Origin of the sequence: Collinsella aerofaciens (assembly GCF_015561195.1) — a bacterium.
GTDB lineage: Bacteria > Actinomycetota > Coriobacteriia > Coriobacteriales > Coriobacteriaceae > Collinsella > Collinsella aerofaciens_AC.
Window position 1 is genome coordinate 85,592 of sequence record NZ_JADMSU010000006.1, and the last position, 20,464, is coordinate 106,055.

Genomic DNA, 20,464 nt, shown 5'->3' on the forward strand with positions numbered 1-20,464 from the left:
ACGGTACCCCTTTCATGTCGTGGGCGCGCACGCCCTCTGGGCACCAAAAAAGCGCCCGTCCCTACAAGCTGGGACGAAGCGCCACAAAACGGGCAAACTGCCCGTAAAAGCTCTTCGCTTAACCACCCAGCTTAGATGCCCTCGCCCGCGTATTCGCGCGCTCGCATCCGTTACTCGGCTGGCCTGTATCGACGACCATCTCGGCGATGTCTACTAAGACGTGCCTGCGCGGCGCGTCCGTTGGGACCGCAGCTCCGGGGTGATTTTCATCGGTCGCATGCGCGGGCTCTCAGCACTCCCCGCTCTCTGTAGCATGCGGATGGCCGACTACTCGTCCCCATCAACGCTTATGCGGAGTATGCTAGCACGTTCCGCGCCGTCGAAAAACCCTCAACATTGGTTTCATACTTTAGAAATTTCTCGCTACCGCAAGCACTCACTTGGAGCAAAATACCTGAAAGCACTTTATCTAGCGAAAGAAGGCTCCTATGCGCACGATTGGAATGAGCGACTATACCGTCGGCGAGGACTGCTTTGCCGAGCTGCCCGGCGCGCTGGCCGAGTACGGGGCGACCAAGGTCGCAATCATCGGTGGCAAACGAGCACTGGCCGCGGCACTTCCCGGTATCGAAGCGGCACTGGAGGGCACCGACGTCAAGATTTTGGAGACGCGCGTCTACGGCACCAACAGCACGCGTGCCAATATCGCCAAGGTTGTGAACTCCCCCGCATGCCAAGAGGCCGACGTGCTCATCGCATGCGGCGGCGGCAAGGCGCTCGACACCGTAAAGACAGCGGCCATCGAGCTCAAGAAGATCGTCTTTACGGTACCGACGATCTGTTCCAACTGCTCGGCCGCGACCGCCATTGCCGTTGTGTACAACGACGACGGCTCGCTCGAGGGCTATTCGTACCCCAATCGCCCCGCGCACATCTTCATCAACCCCAAGATCATCGCCGAGGCACCGGCGGAGTACTTCTGGGCCGGCGTGGGCGATGCCCTGTCCAAGCAGCCCGAGGTCGAGTACGCCACGAGCGCCGGCAACCTGGAGCACACCGCAGGTCTTGGCCTGGCGCTCGCACACACCTGCTCCGAGCCGCTGTTTACCTATGGCGTGCAGGGTCTTAAGGACGTTCGCCAGAACCTGTCGACCGAAGCCGTCAAGCAGATCGCGCTCGATATCGTGGTCAACACGGGCTACGTCTCCAACCTGACCAACCAAAACGATTACTACTACAACTCGAGCGTGGCGCATGCGTTCTACAACGCCACGTGCAGCATCCCGCGCGAGGGCGCCTACCTGCACGGCGAGGTCGTGAGTCTAGGCGTGCTGGTTCTGTTTGCCTACACGGGCGATACCGAGAACCTTGAGCGCTACGCAGCCTTTAACAAGGAGATGGGGCTGCCCGTGACGCTTGAGCAGGTCGGGCTTTCCGAGTCCGATATCCCGGCGCTGTGTGAATATGCGCACTCCACCAACGAGTGGAAGCAGGGTAACCCGGAGCCCTTCACCGACGAGAAGTTCGCCGCCGCCATCAAGGCCGCCAACGCCTACGGCCACACGCTCTAGGCCCAGCCCAAAACCACCACAAAGGGGACAGGCACCTTTGTGGTGGTTTTTTATTGCTCCAGCATTCAGTTCGTACTCGAACCCGATTCTTTACGAGAAAGGGTTCGGGTACGTTTTTTGTTTATCGGAAACTCTGCGGAAGGACTACTCGGAACGGTAAACAGGAACGAACAGAGGCAGGGTATCATCGTGGTGATGGTATCCTGCCTTTTGTTTTGCGGGATCAAGGTCGCTTTATGCGAACTTGATCGCCACTTATATGGCGCATTGATGGCAATTGCTTCGTACGTGCATACCGGGAGCCTGTACACCTCTGGCAAGGCGTAACACACTAGACTTTGTTCCAAAGTCCGTGTGCTAAGGGGACAGGCCCCCTAGAATTCCTGTGGAGTGTGTACGCACGTACGCAGGAAAACGGCAAAATTTCGCTATATCAGGGCGTTCTTTCATTAGAGAGTATGGTATACACGGCTTAGTTCAACAAATAAGAATTTATATATAAAGGAGAATATTGATGAAACTGTTTTTATGCTCTCACTTTTCAAGTGTAGGAAGTCTGATAAAGGAAGAAATTGAAAATAAAAAAGTCGCATTTATTCCAACAGCTTCGCTGCGTGAAGGCTACACCGGTTATGTCGGCTCGGCTCGAAAATTATTCAAAAAGTTGGGAGCAATCGTAACTGAAATTGATATTTCAACGGAGGCTTATTCAACGATACAGTCTCTTTTTGAAGATACGGATGTGATCTATTTTACCGGCGGAAATTCTTTTTTCCTTATAGACCAGCTCCGTAAAACGGGAACGGATGAGCTGTTGAAGAAAGAAATGGCAAAGGGAAAACTGATGATTGGTGAATCGGCAGGTGCGATTGTATGCGCTCCAAGCATCCAATATATCGAGCAAATGGATGAAAAGCCGGAGGACTACTCACAAGAAGATGATGCAGGGCTTAATTTGATTGATTTCTATGTTCTTCCGCATTATCTTACAGCACCATTTAAGAAAGCTACCGAGATAATAATGACTGAGTTTTCGGATTTGAATCTATGCCCAATTGACAACCGTCAGGGAATTGTAATTGATGGTGAAGGTTCAAAGGTAATTTGCAAAGACTAATTTAATAATTCCAGTTTGCTGTACTCGTTCCTAGCAGGGTTTGGGGCAGGCACGCCCCAACAAGAAGCTGTCCCAAAGGGGCAAGAATGGGGACTGCGGACGATTTCTTGGATGGATTGGCTACACTGATGTGGACAGTTCCTGGAGAGGCGCAAGAGACGGGAGGGCCGTTTACGCGTTCCTGCGCGAGGGCCGCGGGGAGGGGCTGCCTGGGTACGGCGCCTGTCAACTCGGTCTACGTCTTTGATGACCGGGTCGTACTCAATATCAACTTCACGGATGATGCCAAAACGGTCACCCGTGAGGAAGTGTTGGGTTCGAGTGCTGTGGACAATGTTCCAGCATGCTGGGATCGAACTCGCTAGCCGGAATCACACGGTACCCGTGACGCAGCAGCAGATCGACAAAAACACCGTTGCCCGCAGTGAGCGTACCGCTGAACGTTCCGTCGTAGATGCGACCCGCGCCGCACGAGGGACTACGATCTTGAAGGATGCACGCAGCGATTTCGGACGGGCCGCCCGCCTGCTCGCAGATATCGAGTGCGCGCTCTGCGCCCAGGCGAAACTCGCGATCGACCGAGACGCCCTCGCAGGTACGGACCTCGCCGTTCACAATCTCGGATGGCTTGCGCGGCGTGGAAAGGCCGCCAAAGACCTCGGGGCACACCAGCAGGACCTCGGCCCCCGTGCGCTCGCAAGCCTCGACCAGCTCGCGATGGTAGTTGTCGAGCCCGTTATACTTGCAGCTCTCGCCCATCAAGCAGGCACTTACCACGATCTTCATATTCAACTCTCCCCACGCAAAACGCCCCATTTGAGATGGACACTCAAATGGGGCGATAGACACTGCGCAACCAGTATTACTGCTGCATTGGCATCAGCGGATTCTCGCGCGTGAGGAGATTCATGAACTCCTCGCCCGTGATCGTCTCCTTCTTGTAGAGATAACGAGCCAGCTCATGGAGCTTGAACTTGTTCTCCTTGAGGATCTGCAGGGCGCGATCGTGCGCATCCTCGATCAGCTTGGCGACAATTGCGTCCACGCGCTCGGCCGTACCGGGGGCGCAGGTGAGCGACGTGTCCTGGTTGAGGTACGCATTCTGAACGGTACCGAGCGCCATCATGCCAAACTCGTCGGACATACCAAAGCGCGTCACCATGTTGCGAGCGAGCTTGGTGGCCTGCTCGATATCGTTGGCGGCGCCGGTCGTCATCTCGCCAAAGATAAGCTCCTCGGCTGCACGGCCACCGCAATAGACAGCGAGCTTGTCGAGCACCTCCTGGCGCGTGGTCAGGAAGCGCTCATCCTCCTCGACCTGCATGGTGTAGCCCAAAGCGCCGCTCGTACGCGGCACGATAGTGATCTTCGTAACCGGCGCAGATCCCTTCTGGCGGGCGGCAACGATGGCATGGCCGATCTCATGGTAGGACACGACCTGCTTCTCATGGTCGGACAGCACCGTGGACTTACGCTGCTGGCCAGCAATGACGACCTCCACCGACTCCTCAAAGTCGTCCTGGGTCGCGCGCTTGCGGCCCTCGCGGACGGCACGCAGGGCGCCCTCGTTGATGATGTTGGCCAGGTCGGCGCCCGAGGCACCGGGCGTGGCGCGGGCAATCGCGGTCAGGTCGATCGGCGGCTCCGTCTTCACGCTCTTGGCGTGCAGCTCGAGGATGTTCTTGCGACCGGTCAGATCGGGCAGCTCGACGGGAATGCGGCGGTCAAAGCGGCCAGGGCGCAGTAGAGCCGGGTCAAGGCTGTCAGGCCGGTTCGTTGCAGCGAGAACGACAATACCCTTGTGGTTATCGAAGCCGTCCATCTCGGTCAGCAGCTGGTTGAGCGTCTGCTCGCGCTCGTCGTTGCCGCTAAAGCCGCCGCCATCGCGCTTCTTGCCGATGGTATCGATCTCATCGATAAAGACGATGCACGGGGCCTTTTCCTTGGCCTGCTTAAACAGATCGCGTACCTTGGCGGCGCCACGGCCGACGAACATCTCGACGAACTCAGAACCAGAAATACTAAAGAACGGAACGCCCGCCTCGCCGGCAACGGCCTTGGCAAGCAGGGTCTTACCCGTACCCGGAGGGCCGACAAGGAGGGCACCGCGCGGCAGCTTGGCGCCGATCTCCTCGTAGCGCTGCGGCTTCTCCAGAAAGTCGACGACCTCCTTGAGGGACTCCTTGGCCTCTTCCTGGCCGGCGACATCCTTAAAGGTCACGCCCACGTCCTTGGAGGCGATCACGCGCGCGCCGGACTTACCCAGTCCACCGCCGCCAAAACCACCGCCGCCAAAGTTCATCGAGGGACCGTCATCGCCCATGGCCTTCTTCATGCGGCGGTTGAGCCACCAGCCAATGAGGAAGAAGATCGCCATGGGAAGAATGAGGGTGAGCAGGTAGTAGGTCATCAAACCCGAGTTCTTATCGGGAACGACCGACTCCAGCGAAGCGCCAGACTCAAGCACGCGATCGGTAAAACCCGCATCATTCGGCACACCGGTCGTCTTGTAGGCGATGTTCTCGTCCTCGCCCTTCTTGGTGTAATAAATCGTGTAATCGTCCGTGTTGTACTCGACCTTGTCGACGCTCTTCTTATCGAGCGCTTTGACAAACGTCGAGTAATCGGTCTTCGTAATCTGCTGCGTGTGACCGATGTTGGGGAACAGAACGGTCGAGAGCACGAGGTAGACGACGAAGGCGATGAGCACGTAGAGGATCATATTCCGTCTACGTTTATTGTCATCCATCTCCATCTGCTTGAACTCCATCTACTGGGGTTGATAATGCTATCTAGAATACCCAACCGGGACGGCGATAAACCGACGCCGGGCACGAAAGGACAGAGATGGCATCACTGGAAGTCGGCAAGGTTCAGATCTACACGGGCGACGGCAAGGGCAAGACGACGGCTGCGCTGGGGCTCGCGCTGCGCGCCACGGGCTATGGACTTAACGTGCTCATGCTTCAGTTTGCCAAGAAGCTGCACTGCGCCGAACATGACGCGGCACCTCGATTGGGGCTACGCATCGTACAAGCCGACCGCGACACGCCCGGAGCCTGTGCCGCACAGATCATGGAGCTGGCGCGAGAGCAGATTAGCCAGGTCGATGTGCTGATCTTGGATGAGCTGGGGGAAGCCATGCGACGGGGCTTTGTGACGCGCGAAGATGTTGAAGCGTTGATTGCGATGAAACCAACCATCACGGAGCTCGTGCTCACCGGCCGCGGGCTGCTGCCCCTCGCCGATCTTGCCGACCTAGTAACCGAAATGCGCCCCGTCAAACACTACTTCGACGAAGGCCTCCTAGCCCGCCAAGGCATCGAATACTAGCCATTGCGGACGTCCCCAATGGCTAGGCGGTGGCGCGGCCTAGCCAGTTGCCGCTGTGGTGGTAGATGGTGAACATTGTGGCCGTGATAAGCCAGGTTACGGGGTAAACCAGCAGCAGGTGCTCAAGCGATGGATCGAACGGCATAATCGCAAACACCCAGATCACCCTGAGCACGACAGTGCCAAAAATCGTGAGCAGCATGGGCTGCAAGCTCACGCCGGCACCGCGAATGGAGCCCGACGCGTTTTCGATAATCGAGAAGATCGCGTAGAACGGCGCGATAAAATGAAGAATCGTCGTGGTGTACGCCGAAATCGAAGCATCGTCGACAAACAGACGCGACAACGGACCCGAGAACACCAGCAGCACGGCAGACAGGCCACCAATGAGCATAAACGACAGCACGAGCGACGTATGGTAGCCCTTGCGCATACGCTCGTAGTTGCGTGCGCCAAAGTTCTGTGCCGAGAACGTGGTGATCGAAACGCCAAGCGCCTCGGTAACCATCCAGACAATGCCATCCAAACGGCCCGAAAGACCCCACGCCGTGGTGACATCGGCACCAAACGAATTGACCGACACCTGAATCAAAACGTTGGAAATCGAATACGCAGCAGACTGAAAGCCAAGCGGCAGACCACACGAGATCATGCTCTTACAAATGCCAGGATCAATGCCGAGTTTGGACAGTGAAAGCCGCCACGCACCCGGTGCGTGCATCATACGAATCACGATCATCGTGGCGTTGGAGCAAATGGTCAGCGCCACCGCGATGCCGCAGCCCAGAGCCTCCATATGAAGCACGGCAACGAAAATGACATCCAGCACCGCATTAACAAGGCAGCCGGAAGCGATGATCACAGCAGGCCCGCGCGTGTCGCCCACGGCGCGCAGCAGTGCCGTTCCCATATTGAGCAGCAGCGCCGCAACCATGGCGGCAAAATAACAACGAGCATAGGCCACGCCCTCGGCCAATAGTTCATGCGGCGTGTTCATAAGCACCAGCATGGGCTCAACGAACACTATGCCAAGAATCGAGAAAACGATACCGCCCACCAGCGCGAGCGTCATGGCCGTATGGACCGAACGACTCAGTCGCTCATCATCGTGCTGGCCAAAATACTGACCGGTAATGACCGCGCAGCCGGCACCGACTCCAACGCAAAAACCAATGCAGAGCTCGGTGAGCACCATCGTGGCCTGAATGCCACCCAGCGCGAGCTTGCCGCCAAACTGGCCGACAATATAGGTACCGATAAGCGTGTAGGCCTGCTGAAAAAACGAACTAAAAAAGATGGGAACGCACAGCGAAAGCAGCTGCTGCCAAATAACACCCTGCGTTACATCGATAGCCGTAGATTTCTTAGCCACACGCCCTCCCCAAAAGCGTACGTCAAACAACAAAACAGCGATTTAGAACCAAAGCCAAAGCCAAAGCCAAAACCAGCTTAGCACCGGCCGGCGGCAACCGAAACACCCCGAATTAGAGCGCGGTGCGAAATATTTGCCTAGTGATACAAACCCGGCTGGTAGTGATACTCGTTGCTCACGTGCGGGCACAGCTGCCAAAAGGCGACGGCACTCGCCGCGGCCACGTTGAGCGAATCGACCCCGTGCGCCATCGGAATGCGCACGGCTCGGTCGCAGCCGGCAATGGTCTTGGCGCCCAAGCCAGCACCCTCGGTTCCCATAAAGATTGCCAGGCGGTCAATCTCCTGCAGCGCGGGATCGTCCAGCGAAACGGAGTCATCCGTCAACGCCATGGCGGCACACGAAAAGCCGGCATCGCGCAGCGCCGCCAGCCCATCATGCGGCCATACGCGCGCCTCGCTGCCAATGCGCGTCCAGGGCACCTGGAACACCGTGCCCATGCTCACGCGGGCCGAGCGACGGTACAGCGGATCGCAGCACGTAGGGCTCACCAGAATGCCGTCGACATTGAGAGCGGCAGCCGAGCGGAAAATCGCGCCCACATTTGTGTGGTCGACAATGCCCTCGAGCACGCACACGCGCACTGGGCGCTCCCCCGCCGCCTCGACGACGCCGCCCAAGAACTCATCAACCGGAATCTGTCGCGGGCGACGGAATGCCGCGAGCGCACCGCGCGTCACGTTAAAACCCGTCAGCTGCTCCATGAGCTCCATCGAGGCCACGAACACGGGAACCGGACCCGCGCCCTCGCGTGCCGCCAGGCGCTCAAACAGCGGCATCATCTGGTCGAGCCAGCGCTCGCCCAAAAGAAAGCTCACCGGCTCATATCCGGCGCGAACCGCACGCTCGATGACCTTGGCACTCTCGGCGATAAAGATGCCCTTTTGCGGCTCCAGCACGCAGCGCAGCTCGCGCTCGGTCAGTCGCACGTAGGCATCGAGCCGCTCGTCCTCGAGCGAATCAATTCGCAGCACCTCAACGGCATCAGTCATAGCAGCCAGCCCGCACCCTTCTTTACAGCACATCTATACCAAACGAGGCGACGCTAAGCGCCGCCCCATACATTCAAACAATCCGATGATACCGTTCACGCCGGACGATTTACGTCTCAACGCGACGATACGTTACGAACTCATAATCGACACCCTCGTCGCCCTCGCCCGAGGCAATCGTGGCAACCCCTTCGCGCCGCGCAACTTCCCACGCGGGATCGGCGTCCAAGTTGGGAAAGTACGTGTCCACGGGATGGACGCAGTGGTTATGCGTGACCTCGGCCTCCACGCAGTACGGCAAAAACTGCCGATAGACATCGCCGCCGCCGAGCACCCAGGCAACGGGCTCATCGGCAACCGCGGCGAGCGCCTCGCCGATACTATGCACCACGTCGACGCCCTCGGGCGTAAAATCCTCGTCGCGCGTGAGCACGATATTGCGACGATTCTTGAGCGGACGTCCACCGGGAAAACTCAGCAGCGTCTTGCGTCCCATGATAACCGGACAGCCCTTGGTACACGCCACAAAATGGCGCATGTCGGCGCGATTGGACACGACCATATCGCCCTCGCAGCCAATGCCCCAGTCTTCACACACGGCGACGATGGCAGAAAGCTCACACGTCATACCTGCCACCTATACCGCAATGGGGATGTTCTTGACCTGCGGGCCGTGCTCGTAGCCCTCGACGATCAGGTCGTCGGTCGTAAACGCGTAGAAATCGTGCACATCGGGGTTAAGCGTTACCTTGGGCGCCGCAAACTGCGGACGCTCGATAAGTTCGCGGACGATGTCGACATGGCGGTCGTAAATGTGGGCATCGGCAATCACATGCAGCAGCTCGCCGGGAATCATATCGACCGACTGCGCGACCATCATCAGCAAGATGGCGTACTGGCACACGTTCCAGTTGTTCGCGGCCAAAATGTCCTGGCTGCGCTGGTTGAGAATCATGTTGAGCGTGGGCTTATCGTCCTGCGGGCGCTGTGTCACGTTATACGTCACGCTGTAGGCGCACGGATACAGGTGCATCTCGGAAAGGTCGCTAAACACGTAGGTATTCGTCATAATGCGGCGGCTGTACGGCGTGTTCTTAAGGTCGTACAGCACACGGTCCATCTGATCGAAGTCACCCTCGGCATAATGGCTCTTCTGCCCAATCTGATACCCGTAGGCCTTGCCGATGGAGCCGGTCTCGTCGGCCCACTCATCCCAAATATGGCTGTTGAGGTCATGCACGTTATTGGACTTCTTTTGATAGATCCATAGGATCTCATCCATGGCAGATTTGAGGGCCGTACGACGCAGGGTAAGCGCCGGAAACTCCTCACGCAGGTCGTAGCGGGCCGTGACGCCAAAGTTTTTAATGGTATAAGCAGGGGTGCCGTCCTCCCACACCGGGCGGACCTTTTGGCCCTCGGTGGTGGTGCCATGGTCCAGAATATCGCGGCACATGGATACAAACTGTTGATCAGCCTTGCTCATTGACCCTCCTGTCAGTCGCCTATAAGCGATTTTTATTGTAGCCCAGGCGCACGCGGCCCCACAGCCCAAACATAAGCCCTCATTTTCTGACATATGCCAGAAATACCTTGCGTGGTTCCTCATGCGCGCTATTCTATTGTTGACATATGTCAGGTTTGGAGTGTGCATGGCAGGAAGACGCGAAAAATTGCGCCGCGTTGGGATCATCCCCGAATATCGTGGCTTTACCCCCGATGGCCTGGCCAGCGGAGACGCGATCGACATGACGGTCGATGAGCTCGAAGTCCTGCGCCTGTGCGACCTGGAAGGCCTCAATCAGGAGGCTGTCGCCCAGCACATGGGTATCGCTCGTGCCACGGTGGCGGCTATTTGCAGCCGAGCGCATCGCAAGGTGGCAAACGCGCTGATCAATGGTCGGGCGCTCGTCATCGAGGGCGGCACTATCGCGTACTCCCCCATCACCGCAACGACGGCCGCATGGCCAGCAAAGGAGGTCGGCGCCATGAGGGTGGCAACGACGTACGACAACGGCAACATCTTTATGCACTTTGGCCGTAGTGAGCAGTTCAAGATCTACGACATCCAGGATGGCAAGGTGCTCAACGAACAGGTCGTGGGCACCGGCGGCACCGGTCACGGCGCATTGGCGGGCCTGCTTGCCAACGGCGGCGTCGACACGCTTATCTGCGGCGGTATCGGCGGCGGCGCCATCAACGCACTCACCCAGGCCGGCATCACGGTCTACGCGGGCGCCCAGGGCAGCTGCGACGCCTGCGTCGAGGCCCTTATCGCGGGCACGCTCGCGCAGACCGGCGAGGCCACCTGCGACTGCCATGGTCACGACCACGAGCACGCCCATGAGCATGGCGAGTCCTGCGGCTGCCACGGCCATCACGAGCACAAGGGCCACGAGGGTTGCGGCTGCCACTAGCGGCAAATACCCTGCCGCCAGCACGCTCCCACGCGTACAACAACCTGCAACCGAACGGCGAAGGCCGCCTGGAATACGATCCAGGCGGCCTTCGCCATACACAACTCAAAAGAGCCATTACTTTTTATTGCGCATCTGCGCTTCCATCTGACGCAGCAGGTCCATATCGGACTTGGGACCGCCCGTTCCCAAGCCACCCAGGCCGCCCATGCCGCCCAGACCCATGGCATCCAGACCGGGAATATTGGGCATGCGCATCTTTTTGCCCTTCTTACCCTTCTTGCCCTTCTTGCCACCAGCCTGTGCCTGATTGGCCATCGTGCGCATGCGGCCCATCATCTTGTTCATCTCGCCCCACTGCTTCATAAGGCTGTTGACCTCAGTGGGGGTCACACCGGCACCCTTGGCAATGCGGGCACGGCGCTGACCGTTGATGATGGAGGGGCGCAGGCGCTCCTCCTTGGTCATCGACATGATGATGGCTTCGTTCTTATCGAAGATGCCCTCGTCCAGATTGCCGCCCATCTGGTTGAGCGCACGCTGGCCACCGGGAAGCATGCCCAGGATGCCCTTCATACCGCCCATCTTCTTGACGGCCTTCATCTGGTCGAGCATGTCGTTCATGGTGAAGCCCTCGCGCAGCATGCGCTCGGCAGCCTCGAGCTGCTCGGCATCGGCGGCCTCCTGGGCCTTCTCGATGATGCCGACGACGTCGCCCATGCCCAGAATGCGCTTGGCCATACGATCGGGATAGAACGGCTCCAGCGAATCGGGTTTCTCGCCCATGCTCACGAACTTGATGGGCTTACCGGTCACCTGGCGCACGGAAAGCGCGCCGCCGCCACGGGCATCGCCGTCGAGCTTGGAGATGATCACGCCGTCAAAGTCGGTTCGCTCGGCAAAGGTCGAGACGACGTTGACGATGTCCTGGCCGGTCATGGCATCGACGACCATCAGCACCTGATCGGGCTTGACGGCCTTCTTGATGTCCACGGCTTCCTGCATCATCTGTTCGTCGATCTGCAGACGACCGGCGGTATCGACGATGACCACGTCGCGCAGGTGGTCGACGGCCTCCTGGATGGCGCCCTTGGCGATGTCGACCGGGTGTGCACCGTCGCCGCGGAAGACCGGTACGCCGATCTCTCCGCCAAGCGTGGCCAGCTGGTCGGCAGCGGCGGGACGGTAGACATCGCACGCGGCGAGCAGCGGCGAGCGGCCCTGCTTCTTGAGCAGGTAGGCAAGCTTTACGGCCGCCGTGGTCTTACCGGAGCCCTGCAGGCCCACGAGCATGATGACATTGGGAATGCGGTTGCTAAAGACGAGCTTGCTCTCGGTAGAGCCGAGCATCTCGGTGAGCTCGTCGAGCACGATCTTGACGACATTTTGTGCCGGCGACAGCGACTCCATGACCTCGGCGGTCATGCAGCGCTCCTTGGTCTTGGCGACAAACTCCTTGACGACCTTAAAGTTGACGTCGGCCTCGAGCAGCGCCATGCGGATGTCGCGCATGGCCGAGGTGATATCGGCCTCGGTCAACTTGCCCTTGCCGCGCAGACGGTCAAATGTGTCGTTGAGGCGATCGCTCAGGGAATCAAACACTAGTCACTCCTTAATTGGACTCGCCCACCAGGGCGCGGCAGAAATCTTTGGCATTGAACTCCTGCAGGTCATCGACCTGCTCGCCCACGCCCACGCGCAGGATCGGGAGCTTGAGCTTCTCGGCCACGGCCATGGCGATACCGCCCTTTGCCGTGCCGTCGAGCTTCGTCATGATAATACCGTCCAGACCCAGTGCCTCGTTAAACTCGAGCGCCTGGTTCAGACCGTTCTGGCCGGTGGCGGCATCGATCACGAGCACGACCGAGACGGGCATGGGGCCGGCGGCCATATTGGCGGCGCGCTTACGCGTCACGTTGACCACCTTGGCGAGCTCGCGCATGAGCTCGGGGCTCGTGTGCAGGCGGCCGGCGGTGTCGATAAGCACCAGGTCGCTGCCGCGTTTATCGGCCTCGTCGAGCACGTCGTAGCAAACGCTTGCCGGATCGGAGCCGCGATCGCGCTTGATGACGGGGACGCCGGCACGCTGGCCCCACACATCGAGCTGCTCGATGGCGGCAGCGCGGAAGGTATCGGCCGAACCGATCACGACATTCTTGCCGCGGGCAGCCATGGCGCTCGCGATCTTACCGACCGTCGTGGTCTTGCCGGCACCGTTAATGCCTACAAACAGCACGCAGCTCGGCGTATCGGAGAACGGATCGCGCTCGATGGGCACAAAGTGCTGCTCAAGCTGCTCGGCTAGGGCGCGACGGAGCTGCGGGGCGGTCTTGAGGTTCTTCTTGGCGGCCGTCTCGCGCAGGTCATCGGAGACCTGAATGGCGACCTCGGCACCCATGTCACCCATAACGAGGGTGTCCTCAAGATCCTCCCAAAAATCCTCGTCGACCTCGCCGCCAAAGTAGAAGACCTCGTTGAGGGCCTCGCGGCTGCGCTCGAGTCCGCGCGAGAGTGCGTCAAAGAATCCCATTATGCATTCACGACCTTTCCGGTTTCGCGATCGAGTTTTTGCGAGACGACGCGACTGACGCCGTCGGCTTGCATCGAGACGCCGTAGAGAACGTCAGCGTCCTCCATAGTACGGCGCTGATGCGAAATGACCAAGAGCTGCGTATCGGAACGCAGCACATCGAGGGCACCGATGAGCTTGGACAGGTTGGCGTCGTCGAGCGCCGCCTCGACCTCGTCCAGCACATAGAACGGCACCGTGCGCGTGCGGTACACGGCAAAGAGCAGGGCGAGCGCCGTCAGACTCTTCTCGCCGCCCGACATGAGCATCATCTTGGTGATGCGCTTGCCGCGCGGCTGCGCCACGACCTCGATGCCTGTCTCGGCCGGATGCTCGGGGTCGGTCATCTCCAGATGCGCCTGACCACCCGGGAACAGCATGGCGAAGATCTCACGGAAGTTCACATCGACCTTCTCAAAGGTCACCAGAAAGGCCTTACGCATCTTGCGGTCGATGGCCACGGTGATCTTGGTGAGCGCCTTGCGCGCGCTCTCCAGATCGGCCAGCTGCTCCTCGATGTAATCGGCGCGACGCTTGAGCTGCTCGTACTCCTCCATGGCGACCTGGTTCACAGGACCCAGGTTGTTGATCTGGCGCACGAGCTGGTTAAGTTCCCGCTCGGCGGCATCGCGATCGGTGGGCGCCGGCAGCATGAGCGCTTCCTCGAGCACCGTGGTACCGTCGGCGGTGATGGCCTTGATGGCAGCCTCGACCTGCACCTCGAGCTTGCCACGCGCGACCTTAAACTCGTTTTGCGTCGCGGCGGCGGTATCGACCCGCTCCTTAGCGCGGGCAACCTCTGCCTTGGCATCCTCGATGGTCTTCTTGAGCGAAGCGGAGTCCGCCTCCTCCAGAGAGGCCTGGTCACGCAGACGTGCGGCCCAATCTGACGCGCGCTCCAGCAGGGCCGAATAGCGCTCGTGCATGGGATCGACGCGCAGGCGCAGCAACTCGAGTGAGCGCGAGGCCTGGCGTGTTCCGCGGATACGGCGGTCGATGCCCTCCAGGCGATGCTCCAGATCGGGCACGCGGCCCTTCAGAGAACGAAGGCGCTCGCTCGTCTGGGCCAGGCGGACCTTGGCATCGGCGAGCTTGCCGGCGGCCTCGGAATCGTCACGGCGAACGCGGTCGAGTTCGTCGTTGGCCTCGGCAATCTGCAAGCCCAGGTCGCTTGCCTGCGCTCGAGCCTCGTCGCGCGAACGGGTGAGCTCGTCCACGCGCGGGCGCGCAGCGCGAACGGCCTCGGCAGCCTGCTCGCGGCGCTTGGAAATACGCACGCGCTCGACCTCGGCATTGTTGGCGCTTTGCTCCAGGCGGCCAATCTCGGAGAGCAGCGAACGGCGCTCGCCCTCAAGACGGGCGATCTCGCCGGCGGCATCGCCCTCAGCGGCACGCGCCTCTTCGACGGCCGCATTGGCCTCGACGACCTGATCCGACACATGCTCAAACACAGCAGCCAGATCGGGCTCCAGGCCCTCCAGCTCGCGAATGCGACGCTTGCGCTCCAAAGCACCCGAAGCCTCGCCGGCGTCGAGCCCCACACGCACCAGGCCGCCGCAGGCGACGCGGGCGCCATCAGGGGTCACGTAAGTCACGCCGTCAACAACCGGCGCCGACAGCGCGGCAGCAAGATCGTCCACGACGTAATAGCCGCCGAGCAGCGCCTCGACGACGGGGCCGAAGCCTGCGCGAACGGACAGACGATCAACCAGACGGGTACCGGAGGCGCCCTCAGCGGCGGTAGAGCCGCTCACGCCGCGCGCCACCAGCAGTGCCTCGCCCGAGGCCTTCTTCTGGTCCAGAGCGGCACGACCGGCACGCTCAAGCGTGGCGGCGTCATCAAACAAAAGAGCATCGATATCGCCGGCAAGCAATTGCTCAACCAGGCCCTCGAGCTCACGAGGAGCCTCGAGCACGTCACCCAGACGACCCGAGACATCATCGCCCAGTGCGCCCATCAGACGGCTCACCAGCGGCGAGCTGTCTGCCATGCGGGCATCAAGCTTCTTTTGGCTGGCAAGCTCCGAGCGCACCTCGGATAACTTGTTGCGTACCTCGCTCTCGCGGGCACGCAGGTCCTTCAGGGCCGCGCGTGCCGTCTCGGTGGCTTCACGCGCATCGACCTGAGCCTGGCGCGCTTCCTCAAGAGCACCCTCAAGCTCCTCGGCGCGGTCGCGACGGCTCTCGAGCGAGGCCGTGACCTCCTCGAGCTGGTCATCGATCTGCTCCAGGCGCGAGGCATACATGTTGTCCTCGACCTCGGCGTTACTCAGCGAGTCCTTCACCTTGGCGAGTTCGAGTGCCGCGTTATCGGCCCCACGTTGCACATCGCGTTGCTCACGCGTAAGCTGCGAAATCTGATTGTCGAGCGCAACGCGACGCTCGTGGAGCTCGGCGGCGGCAGGTCCGGCGGCGTCAACGTCCTCCTGGGCCTGCATGTGCGCGCCGGTCACTTCCTCAAGCTGCGCACGTGCATCCTCGAGCTCCTCTACCACGCGACGACGCTGATGCTCGGAGCTCGAAATCTGCCCGCGCATGTCGGACAAGCGCGACACCATGTTGTGGCCCTTTTCCTCGAGCAGGCGCATATCGGAGTTAATGCGACCGACCACATCTTGCATATGGCGGCGCTGCTCGCCCAGATCGCCCACAAACAAGCCCTTTTCCTCGAGCATGACCTGGAGCTTCTCGAGCTCGCGCTCCTTTTCGCCCATGCGGTACTGCGCAAGCTCCAGCTCGGCGGCGCCTTCCTTGGAGCGGCTCTCCAGGTCGTTCCACTGCGACTGCAGCGAACGCAGCTCGTCGACGGCTAGCATCTGCGTAAGCTCGTTCGCGCGCGAGGACAGCTCTTTGTACTTGCGCGCACGATCGACCTGACGCTCCAGCGGTCGCAGCTGACGGGCAATTTCCTTATTGATGTCGCGGGCACGGGTCAGGTGCTCGTCCATCGATTTAATCTTTTTGAGCGCACGCTCCTTGCGGCACTTGTGCTTGGAGATGCCGGCTGCCTCCTCGATGAGGGCGCGGCGCTCCTCGGGGCGGCTCTGCAAAATGGCGTCGAGCTTGCCCTGGCTAATGATGGAATGCGTATCCTTGCCCAGGCCCGAATCGTGCAGGATGTCCTGAATGTCCATCAGGCGGCACGGACTCGAGTTGATGAGGTACTCGCTTTCGCCCGAGCGATACATGCGACGGGTGATGGCGACCTCGTCAAAATCGACGGGCAGCATATGGTCCGAGTTATCGAGCACCAGCGTGACCTCAGCGACACCCACCGGCTTGCGTGCCGACGAGCCCGAGAAGATGACGTCCTCCATGGCCTGGCCGCGCAGCTGCTTGGCGCTCTGCTCGCCCAGGACCCACAGAATCGAGTCGGAGATGTTCGATTTTCCCGAGCCGTTGGGACCGACGATGACGGTCAGGCCCGGCTCAAATGACATATGGGCGCGGTCGGCAAACGACTTGAACCCTTTGAGCGTGAGGGACTTGAGATACACGGTTCCTCGCTTAAACAGGCTTCTTGTTGAGAATCACGCCGTTGGTGGTGTAGCCCATGCGGTCGAGCGCCTCGAGCGCAGCGGCTCCCTCGGCCTCCTTCTTGGAGGAACCGGTGCCGCGGCCCTGGCGAATGCCGTCGATGAGCACCACAGCGGTAAAGGTGGGCGCATGCGCCGGGCCCTCGGAGCCAACGAGCTTATACGCAGGGGGCTCATGACCGTCGGCTTGCACGCACTCCTGCAAAAACGACTTGGGGTTCGCAGGATGCTCGGCACGCTCGGAAGCCAAATGCGGCTTAAGCGTACGGTGAATGAACTCCGCCGCGGCATCCCAGCCAGCATCCAGGTACAGCGCGCCCACGAGCGACTCGTAGACGTTCTCGAGCGCCGAGTGCAGGCCGCGCGCACCGGTACCGGTCTCGGAGGCACCAAAGATAATGATGTCGTCGATGCCCAGCTCATGAGACACCTCGGACAGCGTAGCGCCCGAGACAAGCGACACCTTCAGGCGCGTGAGCTTGCCCTCGTCAAACTCCGGATAGGACTCAAAGAGCGAACGGGCGACCACAGCGCCCAAAATGGAATCGCCCAAGAACTCAAGGCGCTCGTAGCTTGCCGAGACTGGCTGGCCTTCGACGGCCGAAGGATGCGTAAGAGCCGCGCGCAGCAGCACCTTGTCATTGAACTCGTGGCCCAGAATCTCCTGGGCGCGCGTAAGTCGTTCGGATAAAGCCAAGACCTAAGCCTCCCTGGCGTTTTCGATCGCGTCGACGGCGTCGGCGACAGAGTTGAGCGAGAGCAGGGTCTCATCATCGATCTCGAGATTGAACTCGTCCTCGATAGCCGTAACCAGTTGCAGGCGCTCGAGCGAGTTGGCATCGAGGTCGTCAAAGGTGGTCTCATCGCTAATTTCGGCAACATCGACGCCCAGAACGTCAGCAGCGACCTCGGCGATCTTGTCGAAGATTTCGGAGCGGTCCATAGCGCTTCCTCTCATAGTGCATGAATACCAAAAGATTGGCACCGCGCGGGCGGCACCAAGACACGGTTTTGATTCTACCCCACGACGTGCGCCGCGAGGCACATAACAGCGCTCTAACTCGCTCTTATAAAACGATACCGTCCATGGAGTTGGCGACGTTCTCGACCAGCCCGGCGCGCACGGCTTCAGCCGCCGCGAGCGTACCGTTTTTGACGGCCTCGACCGAAGTGGCACCGTGACCGATCAGGACCACGCCACGCAGGCCCAAAAGAATCGCGCCGCCCTTGGCATCACCAGACAGCTTGGCCTTAATCTCGCGCATCTGCTTTTTGATGAGCAGCGCGGCGATCTTGGTGCCGAGCGAGGCCATAAAGGCACCCTTGAGCTCCTGCAGCAAAAACTTGGCAGCGCCCTCGGTGGCCTTGAGCGCAATATTGCCCGACATGCCATCGGCAACGACGACATCGAAATTGCCCGAGGTGAGGTCGGTGCCTTCGCAGTTGCCCACAAAGCCGGGAACGGCGGCTTTCATGGCCGGGAAGCAGGCCTTGGTAAAGTTGGAACCCTTCTCGTCCTCGGTGCCATTGGCAAGCAGGCCCACGCGGGGACGCTCGATGCCCAAGACGACGCGGGCATAGGCGCTACCCATCTGGGCAAAACGCACCATGTCATCGACCTCGACATCGGGGTTGGCGCCCATATCGCACAGCACCGTCAGACCGCCGGCGCGATTGGGCAGCGCATTGGTCAGACAGGGACGCACCGGCTGCTTCTTGCCTTCGGCCATATATCTAAACGGCGTCACATAGGCGGTGGCGGCAGCGGTCATGGCACCGGTCGAGCCGGCGGAGAAGAACGCGTCCGCGTTGCCCTTTTTGATGGCGCGGCAGGCAAGCACGATCGACGATTTACGCTTGGTCATCACGGCGCGAATGGGATCGTCATCCATGGCGATAACGTCGGGTGCCTCAAGAGCCTCAACACGTGCATGGGAAGCAGCAAATGGATTGACGATTTCAGCGGGGCCAGCTGCCAAGACCTCGATATCGGGATCGACTGCAAGCGCAGCCTCGATACCATCGAGAACAACCTGAGGTTTCTCGTCTCCGCCCACAACGTCTACACAAACGCGAACGTTACTCATATACATGCTCCTTATACAAAAATGGCCGACTCATTGAGCCGGCCATTGTGGTTCCATTTGGAACGGCATCGCATCCAGAGTATACCGTTACTCGGTAACGATAACCTCGCGGTCCTTGTAGAAACCGCAGCTGGGGCACACGTGGTGCGGAAGCTTGACAGCGCCGCAACGGGGGCACGTGGACTGAGCCGCAGCCGAAATCTTCATGTTGGCGGAACGACGGGTGTGAGTGCGGATACGACCCTGCTTTTGTTTAGGTACGGGCATAGTGACCTTCCTTATGAACTATCCAGTGTGGCGATTACGCGCAAGTAGCGATACTACCACAGTTTTACTCATCGAGCTTGAGATTCTTCAATGCTGCAAATGGATTTTCCGTGGCAGCGGCCCATTCTGCCTCTGCCTGGGCGGCGCAATCGCATTGCTCGACATTGAGATTGCAACCGCAAGTGGGACACAGACCGCGGCAATCGGGCTTGCAGAGCACCACAAACGGCGTGTCCATAACGACCGCGTCGTTGATGGGCTCACCCAGATCCACGATGCGGTCCTCACCCAGGAGCTCGTAGCCGTCCTCGTAAGCCTCGGGATCCTCGGGCTCCTCGAAGAGGTAGAACTCCTCGATCTCGCCGGCGATATCAAACGAGGCGGGCTCCAGGCAACGATCGCACTCGCCGGTGGCGTGCGCGCGGACCATGCCGGTAAGCAAGACACCGGTACCGGCATTGGTAAAGACAACGTCGTAGTCGATGCCGTCCTGCAGCTGGTACTCCTTCTCGCCCACCGTGTAGGTGGCGACATCGACCTTGCCGGTCAGCGGATACGAATCACCAGGAAACTCGAGCTGCTCGGAAAGATCGACGGCAACGCTCGGGAACTCAGCCATTACCACTGACCATTCTGTTGGGCGGCACCCTCGTTGAGCTGCTGACGGCAACGGGTAACGGTGCCGGTCAGGCTCTTGAGGTTCTCCTCCAGGTGCGTAAAGACCTGCTCTGCGTAGTCCTCGGCAGCATAACGCGTCTCGCGCTCGTACTGCTGGGCACGATCGCGGATGTCATCGGCCTGCTGCTGTGCCAAGCGGACGATCTCCTGCTCACCGGCAATGGTGAGGGCCTGCTGCTGAGCGTCGGCGATGATGGAATCGGCCTGAGCGGCGGCGGAAGCCATAAGCTCCTCGCGCTCCTTAAGGATACGGCGGGACTTCTGCCACTCCTCGGGATAGCTCATGCGGATCTCGTCGAGGATGTTGAAGAACACGTCGGCGTCGATGACCTTGAACTGAGCGTTCTTGCCGAAAGGCGGCTTGGCTTCCTCGATCAGCCCTTCGAGCTCATCGACCAAGCTGACGATCCTATCGCCAGGAAAATTCTCGCCCGGCATCCGGTCTCCTTTCATAGGTAACATATC

At 60.0% G+C, this 20,464-nt stretch carries 19 protein-coding genes; 4 read left to right on the plus strand and 15 right to left on the minus strand.

All coding sequences use genetic code 11. The features are described 5' to 3' along the window. Positions 1–488 precede the first annotated feature (488 nt). Together I2H81_RS07055 and I2H81_RS07060 are read left to right on the plus strand one after the other, a co-directional pair. The gene (locus tag I2H81_RS07055; protein ID WP_195645039.1) at positions 489–1,571 is read left to right on the plus strand and encodes an iron-containing alcohol dehydrogenase family protein; all 1,083 of its coding nucleotides are present in this window, start codon (positions 489–491) and stop codon (positions 1,569–1,571) included. Between the two features lie 514 nt (positions 1,572–2,085). Continuing rightward, positions 2,086–2,688, plus strand: a complete 603-nt coding sequence (locus I2H81_RS07060; RefSeq protein ID WP_195645040.1) for a Type 1 glutamine amidotransferase-like domain-containing protein — start codon at positions 2,086–2,088, stop codon at positions 2,686–2,688. Between the two features lie 294 nt (positions 2,689–2,982). On the opposite strand, the gene I2H81_RS07065 is transcribed toward I2H81_RS07060, so the two are convergent. Together I2H81_RS07065 and ftsH are read right to left on the minus strand one after the other, a co-directional pair. Then, positions 2,983–3,474 (minus strand): 2-thiouracil desulfurase family protein, encoded by a 492-nt coding sequence (locus I2H81_RS07065; RefSeq protein ID WP_195645041.1) that lies wholly within the window; start codon positions 3,472–3,474, stop codon positions 2,983–2,985. 76 nt (positions 3,475–3,550) lie between these two features. Beyond that, positions 3,551–5,443 carry an ATP-dependent zinc metalloprotease FtsH gene (ftsH, locus tag I2H81_RS07070; protein ID WP_195645042.1) on the minus strand — a complete coding sequence of 631 codons (1,893 nt, stop codon included), beginning with the start codon at positions 5,441–5,443 and terminating at the stop codon, positions 3,551–3,553. 92 nt (positions 5,444–5,535) lie between these two features. Between ftsH and I2H81_RS07075 the strand changes: the two genes are divergently transcribed. Next, on the plus strand, positions 5,536–6,021 hold the full coding sequence (locus I2H81_RS07075; protein WP_195645043.1) for a cob(I)yrinic acid a,c-diamide adenosyltransferase: 486 nt from the start codon (positions 5,536–5,538) through the stop codon (positions 6,019–6,021). Between the two features lie 22 nt (positions 6,022–6,043). On the opposite strand, the gene I2H81_RS07080 is transcribed toward I2H81_RS07075, so the two are convergent. The 4 genes from I2H81_RS07080 to thyA form a co-directional block, all read right to left on the minus strand. After that, positions 6,044–7,393, minus strand: a complete 1,350-nt coding sequence (locus I2H81_RS07080) for an MATE family efflux transporter (RefSeq protein WP_161115832.1) — start codon at positions 7,391–7,393, stop codon at positions 6,044–6,046. A 137-nt stretch (positions 7,394–7,530) separates the two neighbouring features. After that, entirely contained in the window at positions 7,531–8,445 is a 915-nt protein-coding gene (locus tag I2H81_RS07085; RefSeq protein ID WP_195645044.1) for a TrmH family RNA methyltransferase, read from the minus strand. Positions 8,446–8,554: 109 nt separating this feature from the next. After that, positions 8,555–9,073, minus strand: coding sequence for a dihydrofolate reductase (locus tag I2H81_RS07090; RefSeq protein WP_195645045.1), 519 nt, complete (start codon positions 9,071–9,073; stop codon positions 8,555–8,557). A 9-nt stretch (positions 9,074–9,082) separates the two neighbouring features. Continuing rightward, positions 9,083–9,931 (minus strand): thymidylate synthase, encoded by an 849-nt coding sequence (thyA, locus tag I2H81_RS07095; protein ID WP_022093832.1) that lies wholly within the window; start codon positions 9,929–9,931, stop codon positions 9,083–9,085. A gap of 166 nt (positions 9,932–10,097) precedes the next feature. Between thyA and I2H81_RS07100 the strand changes: the two genes are divergently transcribed. Beyond that, on the plus strand, positions 10,098–10,862 hold the full coding sequence (locus I2H81_RS07100) for a DUF134 domain-containing protein (protein ID WP_195645046.1): 765 nt from the start codon (positions 10,098–10,100) through the stop codon (positions 10,860–10,862). A gap of 117 nt (positions 10,863–10,979) precedes the next feature. Here I2H81_RS07100 and ffh read toward each other — a convergent pair whose 3' ends face one another. The 9 genes from ffh to I2H81_RS07145 form a co-directional block, all read right to left on the minus strand. After that, a complete protein-coding gene (gene ffh, locus I2H81_RS07105; RefSeq protein ID WP_195234549.1) occupies positions 10,980–12,464 on the minus strand; it encodes a signal recognition particle protein in 1,485 nt (494 codons plus the stop codon). 10 nt (positions 12,465–12,474) lie between these two features. Further along, positions 12,475–13,392 carry a signal recognition particle-docking protein FtsY gene (gene ftsY / locus I2H81_RS07110; RefSeq protein WP_195645047.1) on the minus strand — a complete coding sequence of 306 codons (918 nt, stop codon included), beginning with the start codon at positions 13,390–13,392 and terminating at the stop codon, positions 12,475–12,477. Continuing rightward, positions 13,392–16,928 (minus strand): chromosome segregation protein SMC, encoded by a 3,537-nt coding sequence (gene smc, locus I2H81_RS07115; protein WP_195645048.1) that lies wholly within the window; start codon positions 16,926–16,928, stop codon positions 13,392–13,394. The genes ftsY and smc overlap by 1 nt, the downstream gene beginning before the upstream one ends. 10 nt (positions 16,929–16,938) lie before the next feature. Continuing rightward, positions 16,939–17,664: a ribonuclease III gene (gene rnc, locus I2H81_RS07120; RefSeq protein WP_195645049.1), complete on the minus strand. Its 726-nt coding sequence runs from the start codon at positions 17,662–17,664 to the stop codon at positions 16,939–16,941. A 3-nt stretch (positions 17,665–17,667) separates the two neighbouring features. Continuing rightward, positions 17,668–17,910, minus strand: a complete 243-nt coding sequence (locus I2H81_RS07125) for an acyl carrier protein (RefSeq protein ID WP_055309519.1) — start codon at positions 17,908–17,910, stop codon at positions 17,668–17,670. A 124-nt stretch (positions 17,911–18,034) separates the two neighbouring features. Then, positions 18,035–19,054: a phosphate acyltransferase PlsX gene (gene plsX / locus I2H81_RS07130; RefSeq protein ID WP_195645050.1), complete on the minus strand. Its 1,020-nt coding sequence runs from the start codon at positions 19,052–19,054 to the stop codon at positions 18,035–18,037. A gap of 87 nt (positions 19,055–19,141) precedes the next feature. Next, positions 19,142–19,321 carry a 50S ribosomal protein L32 gene (gene rpmF, locus I2H81_RS07135; protein ID WP_022094017.1) on the minus strand — a complete coding sequence of 60 codons (180 nt, stop codon included), beginning with the start codon at positions 19,319–19,321 and terminating at the stop codon, positions 19,142–19,144. Positions 19,322–19,385: 64 nt separating this feature from the next. Next, positions 19,386–19,940: a YceD family protein gene (locus I2H81_RS07140; RefSeq protein ID WP_195645051.1), complete on the minus strand. Its 555-nt coding sequence runs from the start codon at positions 19,938–19,940 to the stop codon at positions 19,386–19,388. Next, entirely contained in the window at positions 19,940–20,437 is a 498-nt protein-coding gene (locus I2H81_RS07145) for an ATP synthase subunit B family protein (RefSeq protein ID WP_040358176.1), read from the minus strand. Before I2H81_RS07145 ends, I2H81_RS07140 begins: the two co-directional genes overlap by 1 nt. Positions 20,438–20,464 lie beyond the last annotated feature (27 nt).

Bases quoted from the DNA above. Each gene is read 5' to 3' on its own strand.
- ftsH (WP_195645042.1), bottom strand. From the start codon at position 5,443: ATGGAGATGGATGACAATAAACGTAGACGGAATATGATCCTCTACGTG.
- I2H81_RS07125 (WP_055309519.1), bottom strand. From the start codon at position 17,910: ATGGACCGCTCCGAAATCTTCGACAAGATCGCCGAGGTCGCTGCTGAC.
- I2H81_RS07065 (WP_195645041.1), bottom strand. From the start codon at position 3,474: ATGAAGATCGTGGTAAGTGCCTGCTTGATGGGCGAGAGCTGCAAGTAT.
- thyA (WP_022093832.1), bottom strand. From the start codon at position 9,931: ATGAGCAAGGCTGATCAACAGTTTGTATCCATGTGCCGCGATATTCTG.
- I2H81_RS07145 (WP_040358176.1), bottom strand. From the start codon at position 20,437: ATGCCGGGCGAGAATTTTCCTGGCGATAGGATCGTCAGCTTGGTCGAT.
- I2H81_RS07100 (WP_195645046.1), top strand. From the start codon at position 10,098: ATGGCAGGAAGACGCGAAAAATTGCGCCGCGTTGGGATCATCCCCGAA.
- I2H81_RS07085 (WP_195645044.1), bottom strand. From the start codon at position 8,445: ATGACTGATGCCGTTGAGGTGCTGCGAATTGATTCGCTCGAGGACGAG.
- ftsY (WP_195645047.1), bottom strand. From the start codon at position 13,392: ATGGGATTCTTTGACGCACTCTCGCGCGGACTCGAGCGCAGCCGCGAG.
- plsX (WP_195645050.1), bottom strand. From the start codon at position 19,054: ATGAGTAACGTTCGCGTTTGTGTAGACGTTGTGGGCGGAGACGAGAAA.
- I2H81_RS07060 (WP_195645040.1), top strand. From the start codon at position 2,086: ATGAAACTGTTTTTATGCTCTCACTTTTCAAGTGTAGGAAGTCTGATA.
- I2H81_RS07090 (WP_195645045.1), bottom strand. From the start codon at position 9,073: ATGACGTGTGAGCTTTCTGCCATCGTCGCCGTGTGTGAAGACTGGGGC.
- I2H81_RS07055 (WP_195645039.1), top strand. From the start codon at position 489: ATGCGCACGATTGGAATGAGCGACTATACCGTCGGCGAGGACTGCTTT.
- I2H81_RS07075 (WP_195645043.1), top strand. From the start codon at position 5,536: ATGGCATCACTGGAAGTCGGCAAGGTTCAGATCTACACGGGCGACGGC.
- rpmF (WP_022094017.1), bottom strand. From the start codon at position 19,321: ATGCCCGTACCTAAACAAAAGCAGGGTCGTATCCGCACTCACACCCGT.
- I2H81_RS07140 (WP_195645051.1), bottom strand. From the start codon at position 19,940: ATGGCTGAGTTCCCGAGCGTTGCCGTCGATCTTTCCGAGCAGCTCGAG.